Origin of the sequence: Actinoalloteichus fjordicus, assembly GCF_001941625.1 — a bacterium.
Taxonomy (GTDB): Bacteria; Actinomycetota; Actinomycetes; order Mycobacteriales; family Pseudonocardiaceae; genus Actinoalloteichus_A; species Actinoalloteichus_A fjordicus.
The window spans coordinates 3,809,995-3,830,624 of sequence record NZ_CP016076.1 but is presented as its reverse complement, the minus strand read 5'-3'; the positions used below and the strand labels follow the sequence as shown (position 1 = coordinate 3,830,624).

Below are 20,630 nucleotides of genomic sequence, written 5' to 3'. Positions count from 1 at the left end.
CGTCCGATCTCCGGACCGCCGACCGGACCAGCGTCCGAGCCCGGGAGAGCGGCTGCGTGGACGAGAACCCCCTGCCAAGACCGACACCAGGAGCCGGAGACAAGCCGATGACGCTGTTGAGAACGATCCGCGGCGCATTGGCGACCGCGATGATGCTTCAGGCACTGGCCGCGGTGCTTGCGGTGATTCCGCTCATCATGGTGTCCGAGATCGGCAGGGCACTGCTCGGACAGCGTTCGGACACGGACGTATGGCCCTTGGCGGTCATCGGGGTCGCCGCGACCGGCACAGCCCTGGTACTCGCCTCCGCCGCCAACCTCGTGAGTCACCTCGCGGACAATCGACTGCAGCACACACTCCGCACCGGGATGGCCGAGCGGTTGAGTCGGGTTCCGCTCGGTCGCCTCGCGGCCCGAGGATCCTCCCGGCTCGGCAAGGTTCTGCACGATGACGTGCACAGCCTGCATCACCTGGTCGCGCACGCGCTGCTCGACGTCGTATCCGTGGTGGTCACCCCACTGACGGCTATGGCGTATCTCCTGTTGATCGACTGGCGCATGGCACTGATCAGCATGATCCCGTTGGTGCTTGGCATCGTCCTCTTCGCACGAGCGATGGGCGGCTCCGCAGACCAGTTCGCCGAGTACGGCCGCGCGCAGCAGGAGATCAACTCTGGCGTGTCGGAGTTCGTCGACGGCATCGCAGTGGTGAAGACCTTCGGCGAGCACCGTCGTGCACATCGACGCTTCCTCGCTGCGGCCGACGCCTTCCACGACTTCTTCAGCACCTGGGCAGGCCGCACCACGACGATCACGACCGCGTCGCAGCTGGTCGTCTCCGCTCCGGCGGTGCTCATCCTGGTGATGTCCACGGGAACCGTGATGGTCATCGCAGGCTGGATGCCCGCCGCAGCCATCGTGTCCTTCGCCCTGTTGGCGCCGCCCCTCGCGGCGCCCATGGCGACGATCGGAACGCGCCTGCAGAACCTGCGGGGCGGGATGGCGGCGGCACAGGCGGTGAACGAGGTACTGACGGAGCCCCTGCTCTCGCAGCCCGCGCAGCCTCGGCAACCCGAAGGAATCGGGGTGCGAATCGAGGATGTCGGCTTCTCTTATGACGCGGACTCCGACGAGGTGCTGCGCGGAGTGAACCTTGAACTGCGCCCCGGCACCGTCACCGCGCTCGTCGGCCCGTCGGGGGCAGGCAAGTCGACGCTGGCCATGCTGGTGGCACGGTTCTTCGACGTCACCAAGGGCTCCATCACCTTGGGCGGCACGGACGTCCGGGCGTTGGACAGCACGACGTTGTATCGCAACGTCGGCTTCGTCTTCCAGGACGTGGCACTGCTGCGTATGTCGGTGCTGGAGAACATCCGACTGGGCCGACCGGAGGCGACCGAGGACGAGGTGCGGGCGGCGGCGGAGGCCGCGCGGATTCACGAGCGGATACTCGCCGCGCCACGCGGATACGACTCGGTGATCGGCACAGAGCTTCGTCTCTCCGGTGGCGAGGCTCAACGTCTGTCCATCGCGCGAGCGCTGCTTGCCGACACTCCGTTGCTCATCCTGGACGAGGCGACCGCATTGGCCGACCCGCACGCGGAGGCCCAGATCCAGGATGCCTTGTCCGCGCTCACCGCGCGTCGGACCCTGCTGGTGATCGCGCATCGACTCGCCACGATCACCCAGGCGGACCAGATCCTCGTGCTCGACGGAGGTCGTGTGGTCGAACGTGGCAGCCACGAAGAGCTGCTCTCCACCCGAGGCCGGTACGCGCGAATGTGGCAGGCACAGCTCGCCCCCGCCTCGGCGGCACCAGAAGAGGAGCTCTCGGCGTGATTCGTCAACTGTTCGCGGTGCTCGGGCCCGCGCACGCTGCGGCCTTGCGCAGGCTGCTGGCACTACTGGTCGTCGCCGCGCTGTTGCAGGGCATCGCCTTTGCGACCCTGGTGCCGGTGCTGCGCGCGCTGCTAGGGCCTTCGCCGGAGTCGGCCTTGCTGCCGCTCACCGGCATGGTCGTGGCGGCAGCCGCCGCCGTCGTCGCCCAGTTCAGCGCTCAGAAACGAGGATTCCGCGTCGGTTCGGACATTGCCAGGCGCCTGCACCACCGACTGGGTGATGCAATCGCCCGACTTCCGCTGGGCTGGTTCAACCCCGCGAGGGTCGGCGAGTTGACTCGGACGAGCAATCAGCATGTGATGGGTGTGATGACGGTGCCCGCGCACCTGTTGCGCCCACTGTGCAACGGAGTGCTCAGTCCGATGGCGGCGATCGCCGCGATGTACCTCTTCGACTGGCGGCTCGCGCTGGTGATGACGCTCTTCGCGCCGATCCTGGCCCTGGTGGCGAAATGGGCCTCGGACGTCGTGCAGCGAGCCGACGCCGCCAGAGGCGGGGCGATGGTCGATTCGGCCAACCGCGTGCTGGAGTTCACCAGGAATCAACCGGTCCTGCGTGCTTTCGGACAGGAAGGCCGCGGCACCCGGATGCTCGACGAGGCTCTGCGCACGCAACGTGACATCGATCGCTCGATGATCTGGCGCAGCCTTCCGGGCCTCACCGGATTCGGCTTCATGGTGCGCGCGAGCTTCGCGGTCGTGCTCGTGCTCGGGGTGACGTTCGTCATGGGGAGCACACTTGACGTGCCGACCATGCTGGCCGTGGCCGTACTCGTCGCGCGGTTCATCGAGCCGATGATGGTGGCCGCTGACCTCTCCGCAGCACTACGGCTCTCGTCCAATGCCCTGAACGAGGTGGACCGGGTGATCCGAGAACCGACGCTGCCCGAGCCCGCGACACCGAGGCTGCCCGCGTGCACGGATGTCGAGTTCGACGGCGTCGGTTTCGGCTACGACGGCTCGCCGGTGCTGACCGATGTGTCTTTCCGGATGCCTGCTCGGGGACTCACCGCGCTGGTCGGCCCCTCCGGCTCGGGGAAGACCACGGTCGCGAGGCTGCTCGCACGCTTCTGGGACGTCGACGCGGGCGCAGTCCGGATCGGAGGGATCCCCGTCACCGACATCGGTACGGAAGCCCTCACTCCGCTCGTCTCCACGGTGTTCCAGGACGTCTACCTGTTCGAGGGCACCGTGCGGGACAACGTCCTCATCGGGCGGTTGGACGCGGGTGAGGACGAACTGCGTGCCGCCGCCACCCTTGCGGGTCTCGACGAGCTGATCGCCGAGCTCCCCGAGGGCTGGGAGACCACGGTGGGGGAGGGAGGAGCCCGGCTCTCCGGGGGACAGCGGCAGCGGATCTCGATTGCCCGCGCGCTGCTGAAGAACTCCCCGATCGTGATCCTCGACGAGGCCACCGCCTCACTGGACCCGGAGAACGACGCGATCATCCAGGCTGCGGTGTCGAAGCTGGCACAGGACAGGGCTCTGCTCGTGATCGCACACCGTCTGAACACGGTGACCAGGGCGGACCAGATCCTGATGTTGGATGAAGGGCGGATCGTCCAGCAGGGCAGGCATGAGGAGCTCGTCGAGGTGCCGGGCCCCTATCAGGAGTTCTGGCGGAGCAGGAGCAGGGCAAGAGGGTGGCGTCTCACCTCGGGGAGATGAATGTCGCGATCCAGTCCTTCGATCGACAGAGAGGGGCAGGCGGGGATCCCGGCGGTCGGCGGGCTTCACGAGCGATGCCTGGTGGGAAGGTGCACAGTGCTCGCACTGTGCACTTGCCGATGTTTCTCCAGCGCCGCGCCGCGCGCCTTCCGGGCCGAGGTCGTGCGCCGGATCTTCGCCGAGTACCTCCGACGGGAAGGGGGACCGGGCGATCGCGGCAGCGTTGAACCGCGATCGCATTGCCTGTCCTTTGGCGCGTAAGCCGGAGCGGAACCGGCATCGGCTCGCCGACGGCCAGCAGGCGAGCACGGTGCGCGTGATTCTCGACAATCCTCGGTACACCGGGTTTGCTGTGTTCGGTCGGTGGACGCGACACGAGACACTGCTCGATCCCGAGGACGTCGCGGCACGCCATGGTCGACTCGCTCGGCGATGTGGGAGAGGCACTGTCGGGCGCCGACCCGGTGAAACTCGGGCGGCTCTCTGCGGAACTCCGCCTTGATCTCCGTTACACACAAAAGGGGGCGGACTGTGATTGCCGGGCCCGCAGCCTTGGCGCGGCCCCTGATTTCGATTTATCAGTGTTTCTTCCCCGCGAAACCCCGAGGGCCGGTTCGACATTTTCTAAGAATTCTTTATAGGTCATCACTTATTCTTGTGGCCAGGGATGCCATCTTGACCGAGCGGTCCGGCAACCTGAAGCGGTCTCGGACTCCCGAGGACGTGATTGATTGTTTGCGAGAACAACTTCCCGGCCTGCCGAAGCGGGATGCCTCCGGTGCCTGTCTCGAGCTGTCGCGAGGATGCCCGAGAGCTACGGTTTGTGCGGCTAGCGAGTCGGGAGGGTTGGCGGGACTATTCGGAGCGGGGATCGCTGGCCTTGGGAAACGCCTCCGCCACCGGCACGCAGTCGCATGTCTCCCCGGCATCGGCTGGTCAACCAGGCGACGCAGCGGATTCCTGTTCGAGAAACGTGAATTGAGCATCTCGCCGACTTTGCGTGGCTATGCTGTGGACGGCCGCCCGGGCGGCAGACGAGGGGTTAGGGGGACGCCATGGTGACACTTCCGACCGATGCGAGAAGTCGGGGAGCCATCATCTCCCTGGTCGGCGAGTGCCTCGACAAACCGGGCGCCGAGCGACCCGTCACCATCATGCTCGGCCCTCCGGGCAGCGGCTCCAGCGAGATGCATGCGTCGCTCGTCGAGAAGTACGGAGAGGAGCATCCGTTCGCATACCTCAACCTCGGACGTCAGAAGTCGCTTCTGCCCCGCCACGTGCTCGGCGCGCTCGCTTTCCGCCTGGAGAGCCACAACCCCGCTTACAGTCGCGTCACACTGCCGAGGCTCCGCCTCGGGCTGTTGGCCTCCGACAACGACTACTCGGAGTTGAGCCGAAAGCAGAGCGAATCAGCGATCAAGCAGTCGCTCAAGCAGTTCGAGCGGAAGGCGGAGGAGCGGTATGACGGCAACTACCTGGCCGCCTTCGCGAAGGTGGCGGATCACTCCTTGGGTGCCCCGGAGGGTGCGTCGGAACTGGTGGTCGAGCTCCTCAAGCGGCTGAGCCGCAGCACACGGTCGTACCTTCGTGGCTTCAGCGGCCCGGTGCGCTGGTACGGGGAACACCGGCTGACGCAGGACAGCAACGGCTGGCGGGCCCTGGCAGAACTCAGCAACTGGCGGCACAGCGGCGACACGGAGGAACAGAGGAAGCTGGACCAAATGCTGTTCTCGGCCTTTCTCGCGGATCTGCGGGAGCGTGCGGACAGCCCCTTCCGCCCGCACTCGTTCCTGCTGCTGCTGGAGGACGCGGATACCGCCGGCGGCCGTCACTTCCTCGATCTGCTGATCCGCACACGGCATGAGGACGCGCTTCGCGGAGGGGGCCGGGCCGACCCCCTGACGGTGGTCGTCTCGGCGCACCGCTGGCTGCCCCGCTGGGGCCCTTCCACCGGCGACCAGTGGCCCTGGCGCAGACCACTCGAACCCGACTACGTCTCACTCGACGACTGGGGGGAACGACGCCGTCCGTGGCTGGAGTCGGAGGACTCCTGGTGGTACCCGGTCCGGCTGCGCGATCTCAGCCCTGACGAGGTGCGGGTGCGCATGGAACTCGCCGCCCCCTCAAGTCCGGCATTGGCGCGGTGTCTGCACCTCGCTCCGTTCGTGCACCGGCTGACCGGTGGCATGCCTCGCGCCGTCCAGGACGTGCTGACGGTGATCACCCAGCAGGGCATGCCCGGCAACGACGGTCCGGAGCAGGACGTCTGGCTGCGCGCCCTCCCCGACCGCACGCTGCGGGCCACCGAACACCCTGACGACCGGACCGGCGACGGAGCCTCCGTTCCGGACGCCGAGACCGGCCCGAGGCTCGTCGACAGCGCGCTGCGCCAGCTGCTCCGTGGCTTCGCACCGGACGATGTCGACCTGCTGGTCAGGTGCGCCGCGGCCCGGGACCTGTCGAGCGCCATCCGGCTGCACAGCAAGTTCGCCAGGCTCTTCAACGAGCTGCGCGCCCGCTGGCTGCTCGCGCCGTGGACGGGTGACGGCGGTGAGGCACCCGACGAAGCCCCTTCGCTGCATCCCTGGCTGCGGCGTCTCCTGCTGTGGCGTCTGGCCGAGCGGGCGGACGACTGGACCACGGTGCACGAGGAGCTCGCCGAGCACTTCCGGGAGACGGGCAACCCAACCCACGAGATGTACCACCGGTTGGCCGCCGGGCAGTTGGAAAAGGTGACCGGTCACCTGGCCGGGCGGTTCGGCGAACAGCACGCCACCGCGTGGGTCGCCTCGTTCAACGTGATCACCACCGCACCCAACCGGTTCGCCCCGGGAGACGGCCCGCGTACCCTGTTCGCCGGACTGCTGGCCGCAGTCCCCGCCGATTCCGAGGTCACCGTCACCGCGCTGGTCCGTGGCCTGGTGGCGGCGCGCTGGGTGTGGTGCGATCCGCTGGCCGATCCGCGCAGGCGACTCAAGGAGACACTGGCCGACGGTTTCGGTCAGCTCACCCGGCTCAGCGGCCGCGACGTCGTCGTGCTGCTGGACGAAGCCGAGCGCTACCGCTACTGGCGCACCTCCCCCGCCACGTCCCCCTGATGGAGAAGTGAACCCCCCGCAGAAGAGCGCCGACCTCACCGATGGCATGGGAAAGGACGCGAACGATGCGCATCAAGGCACGCCTGGACGTGCTCCGCAAACGCTTCATCCTGCTCGTCGTGGGTTCCGTGTTGGCGGTCGTCGGCATAGTGGGGACGTGGCTGCTCTTTGAGATGAGCCAGTCCTGCGGACCGTCCGGGCTGAAGAGGCTCGGGGATGCCGGCGAGTGCGTCGGCGTCACGGACGGCGGGGTCGGTTTCGGCGATGAGTACGAGGAGTATGAGAGGGTCTTCGACCTCATCAAGGTGGCGAACGACGAGGTGATCGATGAGGCGCACGAGCGCAACACGACGTACTACAGCATCGCCTACATGACGTCCTTCACCCTGACGGACGCGGACTCCAACACCAGGAAAGCGGTGCTCGATGAGCTCCAGGGCGCGTATGACGCGCTGAGACGGCACAACAGCGAACGGGCGCCGAAGATCCGCCTGCTCATCGCGAACACTGGAAGCACCGCGCAGCATTGGGAGCACACGGTGGCGGAACTGGCGAAGCGCCAGCGCACCGAGGACAGACTGGTGGCGGTGGCGGGGCTCGGCCCCAGTGAGGAGCAGAACATCGCGGCGGTCGAGAAACTCTCGGAGGAGCGACTGGCCATCGTGGCGAGCACGATGACCGCCGACTTCGAGCCGCCCATCGAGAACTTCGTCCGTGTCGCCCCGACCAACGCCGACCAGGCACTGGCCGCAGTCAACCACCTCAAACTCCAGGGGCACACCGAAATGATGATCATCCGGGACATCAGAGGGAGCAATCACTATGCACAAACCCTCGCTGATGCTTTCGAAGAGTCCGTCGGCGAAGCTGGCCAAGACCTGATCATTTCGTACGGGTCCGACAATGAGAGGTGGGAGAACGAGATTCACCAGGTACCCGGTCAGGTGTGCACCGACGCTCGGGAGGAACTCGCCCTCCTGTTCGCCGGCCGCTCGGAAGAGCTGGTACGCATGGTGCAGCGGCTTGGCGCCGAGCCGGTCTGCGACGACAAGTCGATCACTGTCATGACGGGCGACGACCTCAGCAACCTCACCGCCGAGGAGTTGACGGGCGTGGCGGCGATGAAGAACATCCAGGTGCTCTACACCGGTCTGGCCCACCCCGGCGCCGTGAAAGAGGTCAACCAGGCCGTGAATCGGGAGTCGCTCGAGCGCTTCGAACCGGGTGGGGCCTACAGCAAACGCTTCGGGAACCCGACCGACGACGGTCGGGCGATGATGGGCCACGACGCGGTGCTGGTGATCACCCACGCCATGGTCGCGGCGCTGGGCGACAGCGAGACCACGGCGGAACTCGACATCACGGGCGAGGACGTCGGCCGAATGCTCTTCCACATGAAGGGCGGTAACACCGTCAAGGGAGCGAGTGGCTGTCTCTCCTTCGACGACGAAGGCAACCCGATCAACAAGTCGATTCCGATCCTGACGATTGCGGAGGAGGAGCAGAAGGGTGTCGTGACGGTCCTCGCCATGTCCGCACCTGACGGGACACTGAGAGAGACACCCGGAAGTCGCTCCTGTGGAGGCTGAGGCGCCAGGGCGAATCAGAGGATGGGCGGACCCTTGGTGGCGCGACGTTCATCCATCGCCCGGTAGCTTTCGACTGCCCCCGTCAGCGGGAGGGCCGGGTCGAAGATCCCGCCGGGGGTAGATGCCTCGGTCCCAGATGAGCCGGATCGGCTCGGGCAGGTGGTGCCGCACGGGCGCCGGCCGCCGAGGGTGTGGATGCCTGCGGAGAACAACTGGTCTCCGGGGATGGAGACTCCGTGGTTCGCGCCCACGTAGCCGAGGTGGCCGCCCCCGCGGGTGGAGCCGATGGCCTGGAGGAACGACTCTTGGGTGCCGAACGCCTTGACCACCGCGTGCGCACCGAGCCTGCCGGTCGGCGAAAGGACCCGGTCGGGGAGCGCGAGACCTGCTTCTGTGCGGGCGTGCGCGGGGCGCGGGGCCTGAGTGTGTCGGCGCCAGCGGAGCGCAGCGAGGTCAGCCGCCGGATGCTCACCCAGATCGAGCTGGAGTAGGCCAGCCCGAGCGTCGTGTGGAGCACCGTGCGGGCAGTTGGGCGCATCTGCTGAGCGCGATCGACTTCCCCACCAGCTCGATCGCGCTGTGGAAGACGCATCTGGTCTGGGCGACGCTGTCACGACGCGATCGCCAAGAACAGGCGCGTGCGGTCGCCCACAGGGGCCGATTCGGGGCCGGCTGTGGGCATGGCGTGATGGACTTCGTCGACTGCACGGTGACGTCCGCTTGGGCGCCTCTGCACTCTCTGTCGTTGCCCCCGGCGCATGTCGATCGTTCAGGTTGGTGAGCGTCGCCGTGTCGTGCCTCTCCATCAGACGACGCCATCGCTGGAAACCTGGTGTCCATCGCGGATAACCAGATGTATATTAAACTTTCGTCTAATTCGGCCGTGAACGGGAACCCGATACCCGCGGCGTCGGTCGGCGTCCACCGCTGCGGCGGGCATGCTCGAGGACGCTCGTCCCTGATCTCGGGTCGAGACCGCTGCACTTTCGGGCAAAAATCTCCTGATCGGACGGGCGTGGTTGCGGGCTGAAGCGGTTCTCTCGCAAGATGTGATCATGCGGCGTTCAACGGTAGATCCGGGAGATATGGTTCTCGACCATAGCCTCGGGAGTCCTGTGGTGTATCCGGTGCCGGATGTTGCGACGGTATTGCCGGCTCCGGAAGCGGTGTTCACTGCGTGTGAAGATTGATGTTTTTCTGGTCGGTCTGACGGTACACTCAACAAGGTTCGGCTGGCGATAGATTTCGTCGAATTCGCTTATCCGGATTTTTGAGAACTTCCTCGGCTACTTCTGGAAACGTTTATCGTCGTCTGTTTCTGGATGTGTCGGGTCAATCGACTGTTTCAGGCTCGAGCTTGGTTCCGGCGCTCCGCAGATTTATGGGCAAGTCTTGGTGTGCGAGGAATCGATCTTGAACCAGTGACATCGAGACGGCGCCCGGGTCTGTCCTCTTCCTGCTGACAATGTTGTCATGCTGCCGCCCCGGCGAGGTGCACCAGCTGGTTCGTCTCGCCATGTCCCGAACACTCGGCGTGATCGCACTGGCGCCCGCATGTTCGTCGATCGCGACGGCCGCCGCCGTAGAGGTCTTGTCAGCTCACACCCGACGATGAGCGCACTCGTTCTGCGGTTGTGTTTCGGGTTTGTGTCGCTGATCGCGCTGGACGCGCAGGCCCGGGGAGATCCTGATCCCGCTCGGCACTGTCCGGACACCCGATCCGGTCCCGGCATCGCGTCTGGCCGCCAGTGTGCGCCGGCCTGGACGTCTCCATCTGACCGAGAGGACAGCATGACCAACGAAATCCTGTCCGCGACTGCGGCGACCGGTGCCGAGGTGGACGTCGTGGTGACCGCGTGTGTGCGTCCGGCGCCGGGTGCGAAACCACGAAGACTCGACTTCGTGGCGGCCGATCACAGCCGTGAGAACATCGATCCGGTGCGCAATCCGGCTACCGAGGACGGTGCGGAATGGAACACCCGCCGCTCGAATGCCTGACCGCCTTCCACGAGATATCAGACCGACGTCCACGAGGACGAACCCGATTGGGCAGCCCAATGTCGATGAGATCGATGCGCCGGGCGGACGCAGTCGCCGTCCTGGACGAGTCCTTCAGAGCCTTCTTGGGCGGCTACGACCGCGCCGTTGTCGTGTCCGGACCGATGATGTCCGGGAAGAGCAGGCTGTTGCGCGATTTCGCGGACAAGGTTTCGGCGGGCATCGGAACCGTCTTCACCGCGACCGGCTCGCTCAGTGAGCACGATGTCTCGATGGGGATCGTGGAGCAGCTCCTGCGCCGAGCGGGGCAGCGCACCGGACCGGGGACCGGCCTAGACCAGCTGCGCTCCGACCAGTCCGTCGACAATGGTCGCGCCCTACTCGCCGACGTCGTCGGGGGCAGCCCGGCGGTGCTCGTGGTGGACGAGGTCCACCACGCTGACGCGGCGTCGGTGGACGCACTGCTCTACGTGTTGCGTCGTATCGTCGGGACACCGGTACTCGTTCTGCTGAGCACCGTGGATCCGGCTGTCGCACCCGCCGCCGCCCTGATCGCGGAGCTGAGCAGCCTGGTGCCGGTGCGTGCGGCGCGACTGCGCATGCTTGACGTCGATGACGTCGCGGCCCTGCTCGAGGTGCCGCTCGACGACCGCCGTGCCGAGGAGTGCCACGCGCTCTGCGGTGGGAACCCCCTGCTCGCCGAGGCCCTGGTCGTCGACGGCTACGAGACAGGCGTGTTGGCTCCGGGGGAGACCTTCAAGGTGGCGGTCTCAACCTGTCTGTATCGGGGCGGTCGGACGGTGCTGGAGGTGGCCCGCTGTCTCGCACTGCTGGACACCACGTCCTCCCGTCACCTGCTCTACGAGCTGGCCGATGCCCCTTCTGCGGACGTCAACCAGGCCGTCACCGATCTGACCGTCGCCGGCTTGCTCGACGACGACGGCGGATTTCGCCATCCCGCAGCTCAGGAGGTCGCACTGGCCACCCTCACTCCTGCCGAGCGCGGCCATGCCCACCGCAGGATCGCCTCGTTGCTGCACCACTGCGGCGCGGACGTACCACTGGCCGCCACGCACCTGGTCGCCGCATTGGACGCCGACCCCGGCGACTTCGGTTCCGAGTTGCCGTGGGCGGCGGAGTTGCTTGTCGAAGCCGCCGACTTCGCGCTGCGCGGCGATCGTCCCGCCGACACCGTGCGGTATGCGAAAGCCGCGCGCAGCCTTACCACCGCCGAGACTGTCCGTGTCCGGGCCCTGGGTCTGCTCGTCGCCGCTCGATGGCGGCGGAATCCCTCCGCCGCCGCCAGCCACCTCGGCGACCTCCGCGCCGCTCGGCGTGCCGGGCATCTCACGGGAGACGGGTTCGAACTGCTGCTCAGCACACTGGCCTGGAACGGGCACTTCGCCGAGGCAGCGGACGTCATCCGGTCGATTGGCGACGACACGTCCACCGCCGTGGCCGAGCCTGCGTTGCGGTGGCTGCACTTCGTCAGTCCCGGCTCGTTCACTGAGCCGACGAGCGCCGCAGGCGACCCGGGCGGCGGGGACCTGTTCCAGCGTGCCGTCGAGGCGCTCGGTGTGGCGTTGTCGGGCGGTGAACCCGCGCGCGTAGCCGCCGACGCGGACTACGTGCTGCAGAACGGTGAACTGAGCGGGATCGCCGTCGAGCCCCTGATGTCCATTCTGCTGGCGTTGGTCTACGTCGATCGGCTCGACGATGCCGAGCAGTGGTGTCTACGGCTCGACAGCCAGTTCGCCGCCCGCAGCTTGGACACGCTGCGCGCGGTCCTGCTCAGCGTCGCCGCCGAGGTGGCCTATCGGCGCGGCGATATGCCGCTGGCTCGCAGTCGGGCCGCGTCGGCCCTGAACCTCATCAGCGTCAAGAGCTGGTGTGTCGCCGTAGGCTATCCGGTTGGCACCCACGTGCTTGCCAGCACCGCGCTCGGGTATCTGGACGAGGCGGCGGAGCTGCTGCGCCGCCCCGTCCCCGCTAATCTGGAGGACACCGCGTTCGCACTGCCGTACCTGTATGCCCGGGGGCAGCACGCTCTCGCCACGAACCGTCCCTACGCGGCTCTGGAGGATTTCCGCACCTGCGGCCGGTTGATGACCTCGTGGGACTTCGACATACCGACGTTCGTCTCCTGGCGCATCGGCGTGGGGCAGGCATACCTCGCGCTGGGCAGGCCCAGGGAGGCGAAGGGGATGTTCGACAAGCAGCTCCTTCGGGCCCGAGGTCGGGCCCGGGCTGTACATGCCGTCTCGCTGCGACTCCTCGCGGAGACGGGGTTGATCAGTGATCGCAGGCAGTTCCTCGAGGAGTCGGTGAAACTGCTGCAGAACAGCGGGCACCTGCTGGAATTGATCAACTCCTTGGCAGAATTGAGCAACGAGTACTACGCCAGGGGCGACTCCGAGCGCTCCCGCTTGACCGGCCGCCGAGCCATCGAGGTCTCCAGCGGCTGCGATGCCCTCGGAGTGGCCAAGAACCTGTTGCTCAGCGGCGAGCGCTTCGACCTCACCAACCTGGTCGACGACGACGAGCAGCGCTATCCCCAGCTCACCGACGCGGAGAGTCGTGTCGCCGGACTTGCCGCCCAGGGGCTGACCAATCGCGAGATCGGCCGCAAGCTGTTCCTCTCCATGAGCGCGGTCGAGCAACGGCTTACCAGGGTGTTCCGCAAGCTCGGGGTGAGCAGGCGGGCAGACCTGATCGGTCTCACCCTCGCGCGCAGCGCCGCACCGGGCTTGCTCGAGTCGTCGACGAGTAAAGCCGGGAGTCCCTCGGGCTGACAACGATCTGCGTCGGCAGGCGACACAGCCGGGTTGTCATCCAGACAACCCGGCAAGGGGTGTGGGGGCGGACCACCGCGACAGGCGCGTGCCCGCCCGGGTGTCCACCAGGCCCCGGGTGATCCGGCTCCAGACGGCGGGCGCGGCCGGCTTCCCACCGCGGCCCGAGGACATCCCCGCACCGGCGTCGTGGCCCGCACCGAACCGCCGCCACCACTGCTGGAGGATCCCGCCGGGTGACCGGCACGCCATACCGACAACGGCGACCGGCATCTAAAGAGCCTGTTCCGCATCCCCACCTTCGGAGTTGCGCGGGGCCTGCGCGGCGATCTGCGGCGTCGTCGTGAAGTCACCAGAGCTCCGCTGTGGTTCTCCTCCTCCGCCTGGTAGCTCAGCCACGCTGATCCCGCCGACGACGGGGGGATCGAAGACAGGCTCTTCGGCCTGCCTGTCGGTGGCGCGGATCCGGTGCAGCGCCTGCTGTGCGTCGGCTGCCTGCCGGAGTCTCGTTCGTCGGCCGGCTACCTCGTGACGCCGATTCGGCGGCGAACAAGGAAGAAGTGCGTGCGCGAGGCGACGCTTCAGGGATTGACTGCCCACCATCATCCCGGTGTTCGGCGGGTACGGGAAGAGGGGATATGGCGGCAGGCCCGAGCTAGGGGGGTCACCTCCGGTGCGAGGGCGTCGCAGACACCATTCCGAGGTGGTGGGGGCGGGCGGCAGGGGTGGTGGGAACGGGGGTGCGCGACGTTTCCTCGATGCGGCACCCGTGATCGCGGGACCGGTCACGAGGAAGGCGACCGTGATGGACCCACTATCGGAAGCAGTCATTGCGGGAGCCCCCGCAGCAGACCTGTCCCGGCTGGCGCCGCCGGAACGCTTCGTCGCCGCTCATCTGCGCGCCGAGGACGTCGGAATGTTCGGCGGCGTCGTCGACAAGGACGTCCGCAAATCGCTGCGGGTCGGCGAGGTCGCGATGCCCGAGCTGGCGCCGGACGAAGTGCTGATCGCTGTGATGGCCAGTGCCGTCAACTACAACACCGTGTGGTCGGCGATGTTCGAGCCATTGCCCACCTTCCAGTTCCTCCGCCGCTTCGCCCGCAACGGTGGCTGGGCCGCCCGTCATGACTTGCCCTATCAGGTGGTCGGTTCGGACGGTGCGGGTGTCGTGGTCCGGGTCGGCAGTGGCGTCCGGCGCTGGAAGATCGGTGATCACGTGGTGGTGAGCCCCGTCTACGTCGACGACCAGGAACCGGCCACCCATGCGGACGGGATGCTGGGCTCCGAACAGCTGGCCTGGGGCTTCGAGACCAACTTCGGCGGCCTCGCGCACTACAGCGTGGTCCGGACCAGCCAACTCGTTCCCAAACCCGCGCACCTGACCTGGGAGGAGGCGGCCTGCAACCCACTGTGCGCAGGCACCGCCTACCGGATGCTGGTCGGCGAGCGCGGCGCCAGGATGAAACAGGGTGACGTCGTATTGGTGTGGGGGGCCGCCGGAGGTCTCGGCACCTACGCCGTCCAGTTCGTGCGCAACGGCGGCGGGATCGCGATCGGCGTGGTCGGCTCGGCGGAGAAGGCTGAGGCAGTCCGCAGACTCGGTTGCGACGTGGTGATCGACCGTCGGGAGATCGGCATCGACGACCACGTGGCCGACGACCCGGCCAGGGTTCTCGAGGTCGGGAAGCGGCTGGGTCGAATCATCCGCCGTGAGACCGGCCGGGATCCGGACATCGTCTTCGAACATGTCGGCCGGGCCACCTTCGGCATCTCGGTGTTCGTGGTTCGTCGGGGCGGCACCGTCGTCACCTGTGGCTCCAGCACCGGCTACCGCCACGAGTTCGACAATCGCTACCTGTGGATGAAACTGAAGCGGGTGATCGGCAGCCATGCGGCCAACCTCCACGAGCAGTGGGAGACCAACCGGCTGATCGCGTCGGGGCGGATCGCCCCCGCGTTGAGCGATGTGTATGACCTCGACGATGTCGGCGAGGCGGTTCGCACCGTGCAGACCAATCAGCACATCGGCAAGATCGGGGTGCTGTGCCTCGCACCCCGAGCGGGGCTCGGAGTCACCGATCACGAGCTGCGAACGCGGATCGGTGCCGACCGGGTCGCTCCGCTGGCCCGAGCGACCGTAGCGGCCGGGTGAGGCGGCGATGACTGCTTCCGTCGGCCCCGTCGGCGTTCCAGTCGGTGTGCTCGGCACCGGTTCGTACCTGCCGGAGCGGGTCGTCGACAACACGGAGATCGCGAACCGAGTACCCGACACCACCGCCGAGTGGATCACCGAGCGCACCCGGATCGAAGGCCGCCGTTACGCGGCCTCGGACCAGGCGACCTCGGACCTCGGCGCCGAGGCGGCTCGCCGCGCGCTGGAGCGGGCAGGGGTCACCGCCGCCGATGTCGACTACCTGATCGTCTCCACGTCCACCGGCGACTCGCCGCAGCCGCTGACCTCGTGCGTGATCCAGCAGGTCATCGGTGCGACTCACGCGGCCTGCTTCGACATCAACGTGGTGTGCGCGGGTTTCGTGTACGGGATGGCACTCGCCCGTGCCCTGGTCACGCTCAATCCCCAGGCGCTCGTGCTGGTGGTCGCCGCCGACGTCTACTCCAGGATCCTCGACTTCGACGACCGCAGCACGGCGGTGTTGCTCGGTGACGGTGCGGGCGCGGCAGTGCTCGGCGCGGTCCCGGCGCCCTACGGGATGCTCGAGGTCGGACTCGCCAGTCGTGGCGAGCGCGGGGACCTGATCCGGGTGGACGCGGGGGGCAGCAGACGACCCACCACCGCGCAGACGGTGGCCGATGGCGGGCACTACTTCCGGATGAACGGCCGGGGTGTCCGAGACTTCGTCATGGACGCGGTACCACCCGCCCTGGACGACCTGCTGTTGCGGGCGGGGCTGCACCTCGGCGACGTCGACCATTTCGTGCCGCACCAGGCCAACGGCGTGCTGCTCGCCCAACTCGTCGAGAAGGCCGGTCTCCAGCACGCCCGTACCCACTACACACTGGAGCGCTACGGCAACGTCGGCAGCGCATCGGTGCCGGTGGTGCTGGATGACGCCAACGCCTCGGGCGCTCTCGCCGACGGCGATCTGATCGTGCTCGCCGCATTCGGCGGCGGCATGTCGTTGGGCACCTGCCTGCTGCGCTGGCGGACCGGATGACGGCCCGGGAGATACGTCGGGTCGGGGTGGTCGGCGGCGGGCTGATGGGCGGCGGCTTCGCAGAACTCTGCGCGCTGCGTGGCTTCGACGTCCACGTGGTCGCCTCCGGTCCGGCCTCGGCTGCCCGGGACCATGCCCGGCTGCTCCGTTCCCTGGAGAAGTCGGTCACCAAGCAGAAGATCACGGCCGAACAGGCGGCGGCGGCCGAGGCGAAGGTGTCGTTCGGCGCCGATCTCGGCGAACTCGCCGACCGTGATCTCGTGCTGGAGGCGGTTCGCGAGGACGAGACAGTCAAGACCGCCGTGTTCCAGACGCTCGACAAGGTCGTCCGGGCGGAGACCGCCGTGCTCGCCTCGACCACCTCGGCGATCCCCCTGATCCGGCTGGCCAAGGTCACGGAGCGGCCGGGGCGCGTGATCGGCGTGCACTTCTTCAACCCGGTCCCGGTGCTGCCCCTGGTCGAGATCGTGCCGGCGTTGCTCACCGACGACAGCACGGTGGAGGACTCGGTGGAGTTCGTGACCACCGGGCTGGCCAAGGAGGTCGTCCGATCTCCCGATCGTGCCGGGTTCGTGGTCAACGCACTGCTGGTGCCGTATCTGCTGTCCGCCATCCGAATGGTCGAGTCCGGCTTCGCCAGCGCTGAGGACGTCGACCGGGGCATGACCCTCGGCTGCGCACACCCGATGGGCCCGCTGCGGCTGATGGACATGATCGGTCTCGACGTAGTCGCCGCCGTCGGCGACGCGCTCTACGCGGAGTACCACGAACCGCTCTACGCGCCGCCGCCGCTGTTGACCAGGATGGTCGACGGCGGGCTGCTCGGGCGCAAAACGGGACGCGGGTTCTACGACTACAGCTAGATTCCCGCCGTGTAGTCCACAACGGATCTCCCGGTCCCGGGCGTCCACCCCGCGTGAATGTGCGGGGGATGCCCGGCCGGGCGACCCGGGGCCTGCCTGGACCGGATCGACGAACACCGGACCGACCTGCGTCCCCGCGGCCTGCGCTAGGCGCTGCGGCTGCGACGACCCGGGGCCTGGCAGCGACCCGGGGAAGGCGATGCCCAACGCCCGGGCCCGGTGCTCGGCGGCGCCGGCGGTGCTCGGTGTTTGATGCCCGGTGCTCGCCCGCCGTACCACCGTCTCGCCGTACCACCGTCTCGCCGTACCACCGTCTCGCCGGTCACTCCGGCAGCGCCGCACTCCGGCAGCGCCGTGCGGCGGGCGGGCCGCGGAGGGCGCGGGCGGGCCGCGCCTGCCGACCCGGCCGAGCAGACCGAGCCCTGGTGATGCCTTGTGCTACCCGGCCGTCCGGTATCGAGGTTCGGGTAGCGCCGAAGTCGGCGCCCAAGCCGCTGCGGACAGCCTGCTTGCGGTCCCCGTTCCTCCGGGAGTCATTGCGGCCTGCGGAACCCGGTCGTCGCGATCACACCGCTGATTCCCGCGATCACCAGGCTGATCGCGGTGGCGAGCAGGGCGGACCCGCCACCGGGCAGGCCCAGCGCCACCGCGCGGGTTGCGTCCACCGCGTAGGTCAGCGGGTTGACCGTCGCCACCGCGCCGAGCCAGGCGGGCATGTCCGCGATCGGGACGTAGGCGCTGGAGGCGAACATCAGCGGGAACATGGTCAGCACGCTGACGCTCTGCATCACCTCGGCGTTGCGCATCCAGGTGCCCAGTGCGAGGAACACCCAGGTGATCCCCCAACCGACGACCAGTGCCAGGCTCAGCGAGATCAGCACGCCGGGGAACCCGGTCGCCGGGTAGTAGCCGAACAGCGCACTGGCCAGAGTGTGGATCACGACCAGCTGGAAGCCGGTGCGGACCAGGTCGGAGATGCTCCGAGCGACGAGGATCGAGCTCGGGCGGATCGGCAGCGAGCGCAGCCGGTTGAGCACCCCGTTCTTCATGTCGTCCACCAGACCGACCCCGGACTGGATCGAGGACTGCAAGGCGGTGTTCACCAGGATTGCAGGCATCAGGAACTCGATGTAGTCGACCCCGGCCGGGAAGCTCGCGCCGCTCGCCAGGCTGCCGAAGACCTGGGTGAACAGGACCAGGATGACCACCGGCTGGACCAGGTTCAGCATGACGAGGCGCCAGTCGGTGAGGGTCGCGTGCAGCGATCTGCCGGTGAGCACCGAGATCTGCGTGAACGCGGAACTGCCGCGCCATCGCGGCGGCGCCTGCTGGAACGAGGAGATACTGATCGGAACTCCCAGGGTCAGACGAGGTTCTCGTCGGGTGCGGATCGGATGCGGGTCGCGCGGCCCCTTGCATCCGGGCACGGGTGCGTCACCCCGGCGGGCGGGCCCGCCTCGGATCGGATTCGGGGCCCGATCGCGTCGGGGGCGGTCCGGTGTCGGTCGGCCCGAACCCGTCCTGCCCGGTTACGGGCTAGACCCGCACCGGCAGAGGGGTCTTCGCGACGGCCAGATAGACGTCGTCCAGGGTCGGCTCACCCAGCGCGAGTTCGGAGGCCTCGATGCCGACCTCGTCCAGCGCCCGGACCACGATGGCCACCTCCCGGTTGGCGATGATCGGCATGGTCAGCGTCCGCGCCTCGGCGTTCACCCTGGGGTCCAGCCCGGCCCGTTCGAGGCCCGTGGTCGCCGCTCCGAGATCGTCGGCGGCCGAGATGGTCACCGTCACGGTGCGCTGCCCGACCCCGGCCTTCAGCTCGGCCGGGGTGCCTGCGGCCACCACCTTGCCGTCGGCGAGCACGGTGATCGTGTCGGCCAGATGATCGGCCTCGTCGAGGTACTGGGTGGTGAGCAGCACCGTCGCGCCATCCTCGACCAGGCCCTGCAACAAGGTCCACAGGTTGCGGCGGCTTACTGGATCGAGTCCGGTGGTCGGTTCGTCCAGGAAGATCACCTCGGGCCTGCCCACGATGCAGGAGGCGAGATCGAGGCGCCTGCGCATGCCGCCGGAATAATGGCGTGCGGGCCGCAGCGCGGCATCGGTCAGGCCGAACAGCTCCAGCAGTTCGTCCGCGCGGTCTTTCGCCTTCCTGCGCCCGGCGCCGAGCAGCCTGGCCACCATCACCAGGTTCGACCGGCCGCTGAGTTGCTCGTCGACCGAGGCGAACTGGCCGGTGAGACCGATCCTGGTGCGGATCTCGTGGACGTTCTCGGTCACGTCGAAGCCCGCCACGCGCGCGCTGCCCGAACTCGGCGGCAGCATCGTGGTCAGCACGTTGACCAGGGTCGTCTTCCCCGCGCCGTTGTGGCCGAGTAGACCGAGCACCTTGCCTCGGTCGAGGCTCAGACTCACCGAGTCCAGCGCGGCGACCGCGCCGAAGGTCTTGCCGACTCCACGGGCTTCGATCATCGGTTCGGTCATGACCGGGTCATACCGCCAGGAGTTCCGCGCGGATGTCCGCCAGCACCTCGGTCTTATGCTGGAGCAGGTAGAAGTGCCCGCCTTCGAACACCCGCACGGTGCACTCGGCGTGGGTGTGCTCGCTCCACCGTCGCGCCTCGTCGATCGTCGCCTTGACGTCGTCGTCGCCGATCAGGACGCTGATCGGGCTGCTCAGCGGCGGCCCGGGTCGATAGCGATAAGTTTCGGCGGCCTTGTAGTCGCTGCGGATCGACGGCATGGACATCCGCATGATCTCCTCGTTGCCCAGCGCCCGGTCGTCGGTGCCGCTGAGCGATTGCAGTTCGGCGATCAGCGCATCGTCGTCGCGCTGGTGGACCCGCTCGTCGCGATGGGTGCCGGGTGCCCGACGGCCGGAGACGAACAGCCGCGACGGCGGTACGCCGCCTGCCGCCTCGATGCGCCTGGCGATCTCGAAGGCGAGGATGGCGCCCATGCTGTGGCCGAACAACACGACCGGCCGGTCGAGTTCGGGCTCCAGCGCGGCGAAGGTCTGGTCTGCCAGTTCGTGGAGATCCTCGATGTGGGGTTCGTGCCTGCGGTCCTGCCTGCCGGGGTACTGCACGGCCAGCACATCCGCGACGGGTGCGAGGTCCCGCGCCATCGGCAGGTAGAAGCTTGCGGAGCCGCCCGCATGCGGCAGACAGATCAGGCGGGGTGCCTTGGGTGACGAGGCTTCGAACCGGCGGACCCAGAGGGTGGTGCCGCCTGGTGGCACCCTCGGGTTCTCTCGTTGCACATCGGCGACTCCTGGTGCCATGCGACCGTCCTCCACCTGAGCGCGAGCGGGAAGCTTCTCGGCGAACGGTGCCAGTTCCTTGTTGAGGAAAGTGCCAATCACCCGTGGCTACCGTCGTTCCCATCGCCCGTAGCCGGAGGAAGGGTCCCGTGGTGAACGGAATTTCCACTGGTGCCCGCGGGTCTGCGGCTTTCGGGGCACTCGGTGCTGTGCCGGGGGTGATCGGCTGGACCCCGGCGTTCGACTGGATCGCAGTGGTCGATCGGATCCTCGGCGCGAGCTGTCCG

General features: G+C 67.8%; 14 protein-coding genes. 11 read left to right on the top strand and 3 right to left on the bottom strand.

Annotation, left to right across the window (positions count from 1 at the left end; genetic code table 11):
• Nucleotides 1-107 precede the first annotated feature (107 nt).
• The 11 genes from UA74_RS16615 (at nucleotide 108) to UA74_RS16565 (ending at nucleotide 17,081) form a co-directional block, all read left to right on the top strand.
• On the top strand, nucleotides 108-1,838 hold the full coding sequence (locus UA74_RS16615) for an ABC transporter ATP-binding protein (RefSeq protein WP_075764835.1): 1,731 nt from the start codon (nucleotides 108-110) through the stop codon (nucleotides 1,836-1,838).
• Nucleotides 1,835-3,565 carry an ABC transporter ATP-binding protein gene (locus UA74_RS16610; RefSeq protein ID WP_075764833.1) on the top strand — a complete coding sequence of 577 codons (1,731 nt, stop codon included), beginning with the start codon at nucleotides 1,835-1,837 and terminating at the stop codon, nucleotides 3,563-3,565. The genes UA74_RS16615 and UA74_RS16610 overlap by 4 nt, the downstream gene beginning before the upstream one ends.
• On the top strand, nucleotides 3,474-4,067 hold the full coding sequence (locus tag UA74_RS31995; RefSeq protein ID WP_232237288.1) for a recombinase family protein: 594 nt from the start codon (nucleotides 3,474-3,476) through the stop codon (nucleotides 4,065-4,067). The genes UA74_RS16610 and UA74_RS31995 overlap by 92 nt, the downstream gene beginning before the upstream one ends.
• Nucleotides 4,068-4,620: 553 nt before the next feature.
• Nucleotides 4,621-6,663, top strand: a complete 2,043-nt coding sequence (locus UA74_RS16605; RefSeq protein ID WP_075741092.1) for a hypothetical protein — start codon at nucleotides 4,621-4,623, stop codon at nucleotides 6,661-6,663.
• A 65-nt stretch (nucleotides 6,664-6,728) separates the two neighbouring features.
• The gene (locus UA74_RS16600) at nucleotides 6,729-8,252 is read left to right on the top strand and encodes a type 1 periplasmic-binding domain-containing protein (protein ID WP_075741091.1); all 1,524 of its coding nucleotides are present in this window, start codon (nucleotides 6,729-6,731) and stop codon (nucleotides 8,250-8,252) included.
• A 236-nt stretch (nucleotides 8,253-8,488) separates the two neighbouring features.
• Nucleotides 8,489-8,743 (top strand): hypothetical protein, encoded by a 255-nt coding sequence (locus tag UA74_RS31990; RefSeq protein ID WP_157434254.1) that lies wholly within the window; start codon nucleotides 8,489-8,491, stop codon nucleotides 8,741-8,743.
• Between the two features lie 1,300 nt (nucleotides 8,744-10,043).
• Nucleotides 10,044-10,250, top strand: a complete 207-nt coding sequence (locus UA74_RS31985; protein WP_075764830.1) for a hypothetical protein — start codon at nucleotides 10,044-10,046, stop codon at nucleotides 10,248-10,250.
• A gap of 65 nt (nucleotides 10,251-10,315) precedes the next feature.
• Nucleotides 10,316-13,042, top strand: a complete 2,727-nt coding sequence (locus UA74_RS16580; RefSeq protein ID WP_198042742.1) for a LuxR C-terminal-related transcriptional regulator — start codon at nucleotides 10,316-10,318, stop codon at nucleotides 13,040-13,042.
• A gap of 805 nt (nucleotides 13,043-13,847) precedes the next feature.
• A complete protein-coding gene (gene ccrA, locus UA74_RS16575; RefSeq protein ID WP_075743902.1) occupies nucleotides 13,848-15,194 on the top strand; it encodes a crotonyl-CoA carboxylase/reductase in 1,347 nt (448 codons plus the stop codon).
• A gap of 7 nt (nucleotides 15,195-15,201) precedes the next feature.
• A complete protein-coding gene (locus tag UA74_RS16570; protein WP_075764826.1) occupies nucleotides 15,202-16,218 on the top strand; it encodes a 3-oxoacyl-ACP synthase III family protein in 1,017 nt (338 codons plus the stop codon).
• Entirely contained in the window at nucleotides 16,215-17,081 is an 867-nt protein-coding gene (locus UA74_RS16565; RefSeq protein WP_075764824.1) for a 3-hydroxybutyryl-CoA dehydrogenase, read from the top strand. The genes UA74_RS16570 and UA74_RS16565 overlap by 4 nt, the downstream gene beginning before the upstream one ends.
• Nucleotides 17,082-17,614: 533 nt before the next feature.
• Here UA74_RS16565 and UA74_RS16560 read toward each other — a convergent pair.
• The 3 genes from UA74_RS16560 to UA74_RS16550 form a co-directional block, all read right to left on the bottom strand.
• Entirely contained in the window at nucleotides 17,615-18,508 is an 894-nt protein-coding gene (locus UA74_RS16560; RefSeq protein ID WP_232237287.1) for an ABC transporter permease, read from the bottom strand.
• 109 nt (nucleotides 18,509-18,617) lie between these two features.
• Nucleotides 18,618-19,565: an ATP-binding cassette domain-containing protein gene (locus tag UA74_RS16555; RefSeq protein ID WP_075741084.1), complete on the bottom strand. Its 948-nt coding sequence runs from the start codon at nucleotides 19,563-19,565 to the stop codon at nucleotides 18,618-18,620.
• A 7-nt stretch (nucleotides 19,566-19,572) separates the two neighbouring features.
• Nucleotides 19,573-20,445 (bottom strand): thioesterase II family protein, encoded by an 873-nt coding sequence (locus tag UA74_RS16550; protein ID WP_232237286.1) that lies wholly within the window; start codon nucleotides 20,443-20,445, stop codon nucleotides 19,573-19,575.
• Nucleotides 20,446-20,630 lie beyond the last annotated feature (185 nt).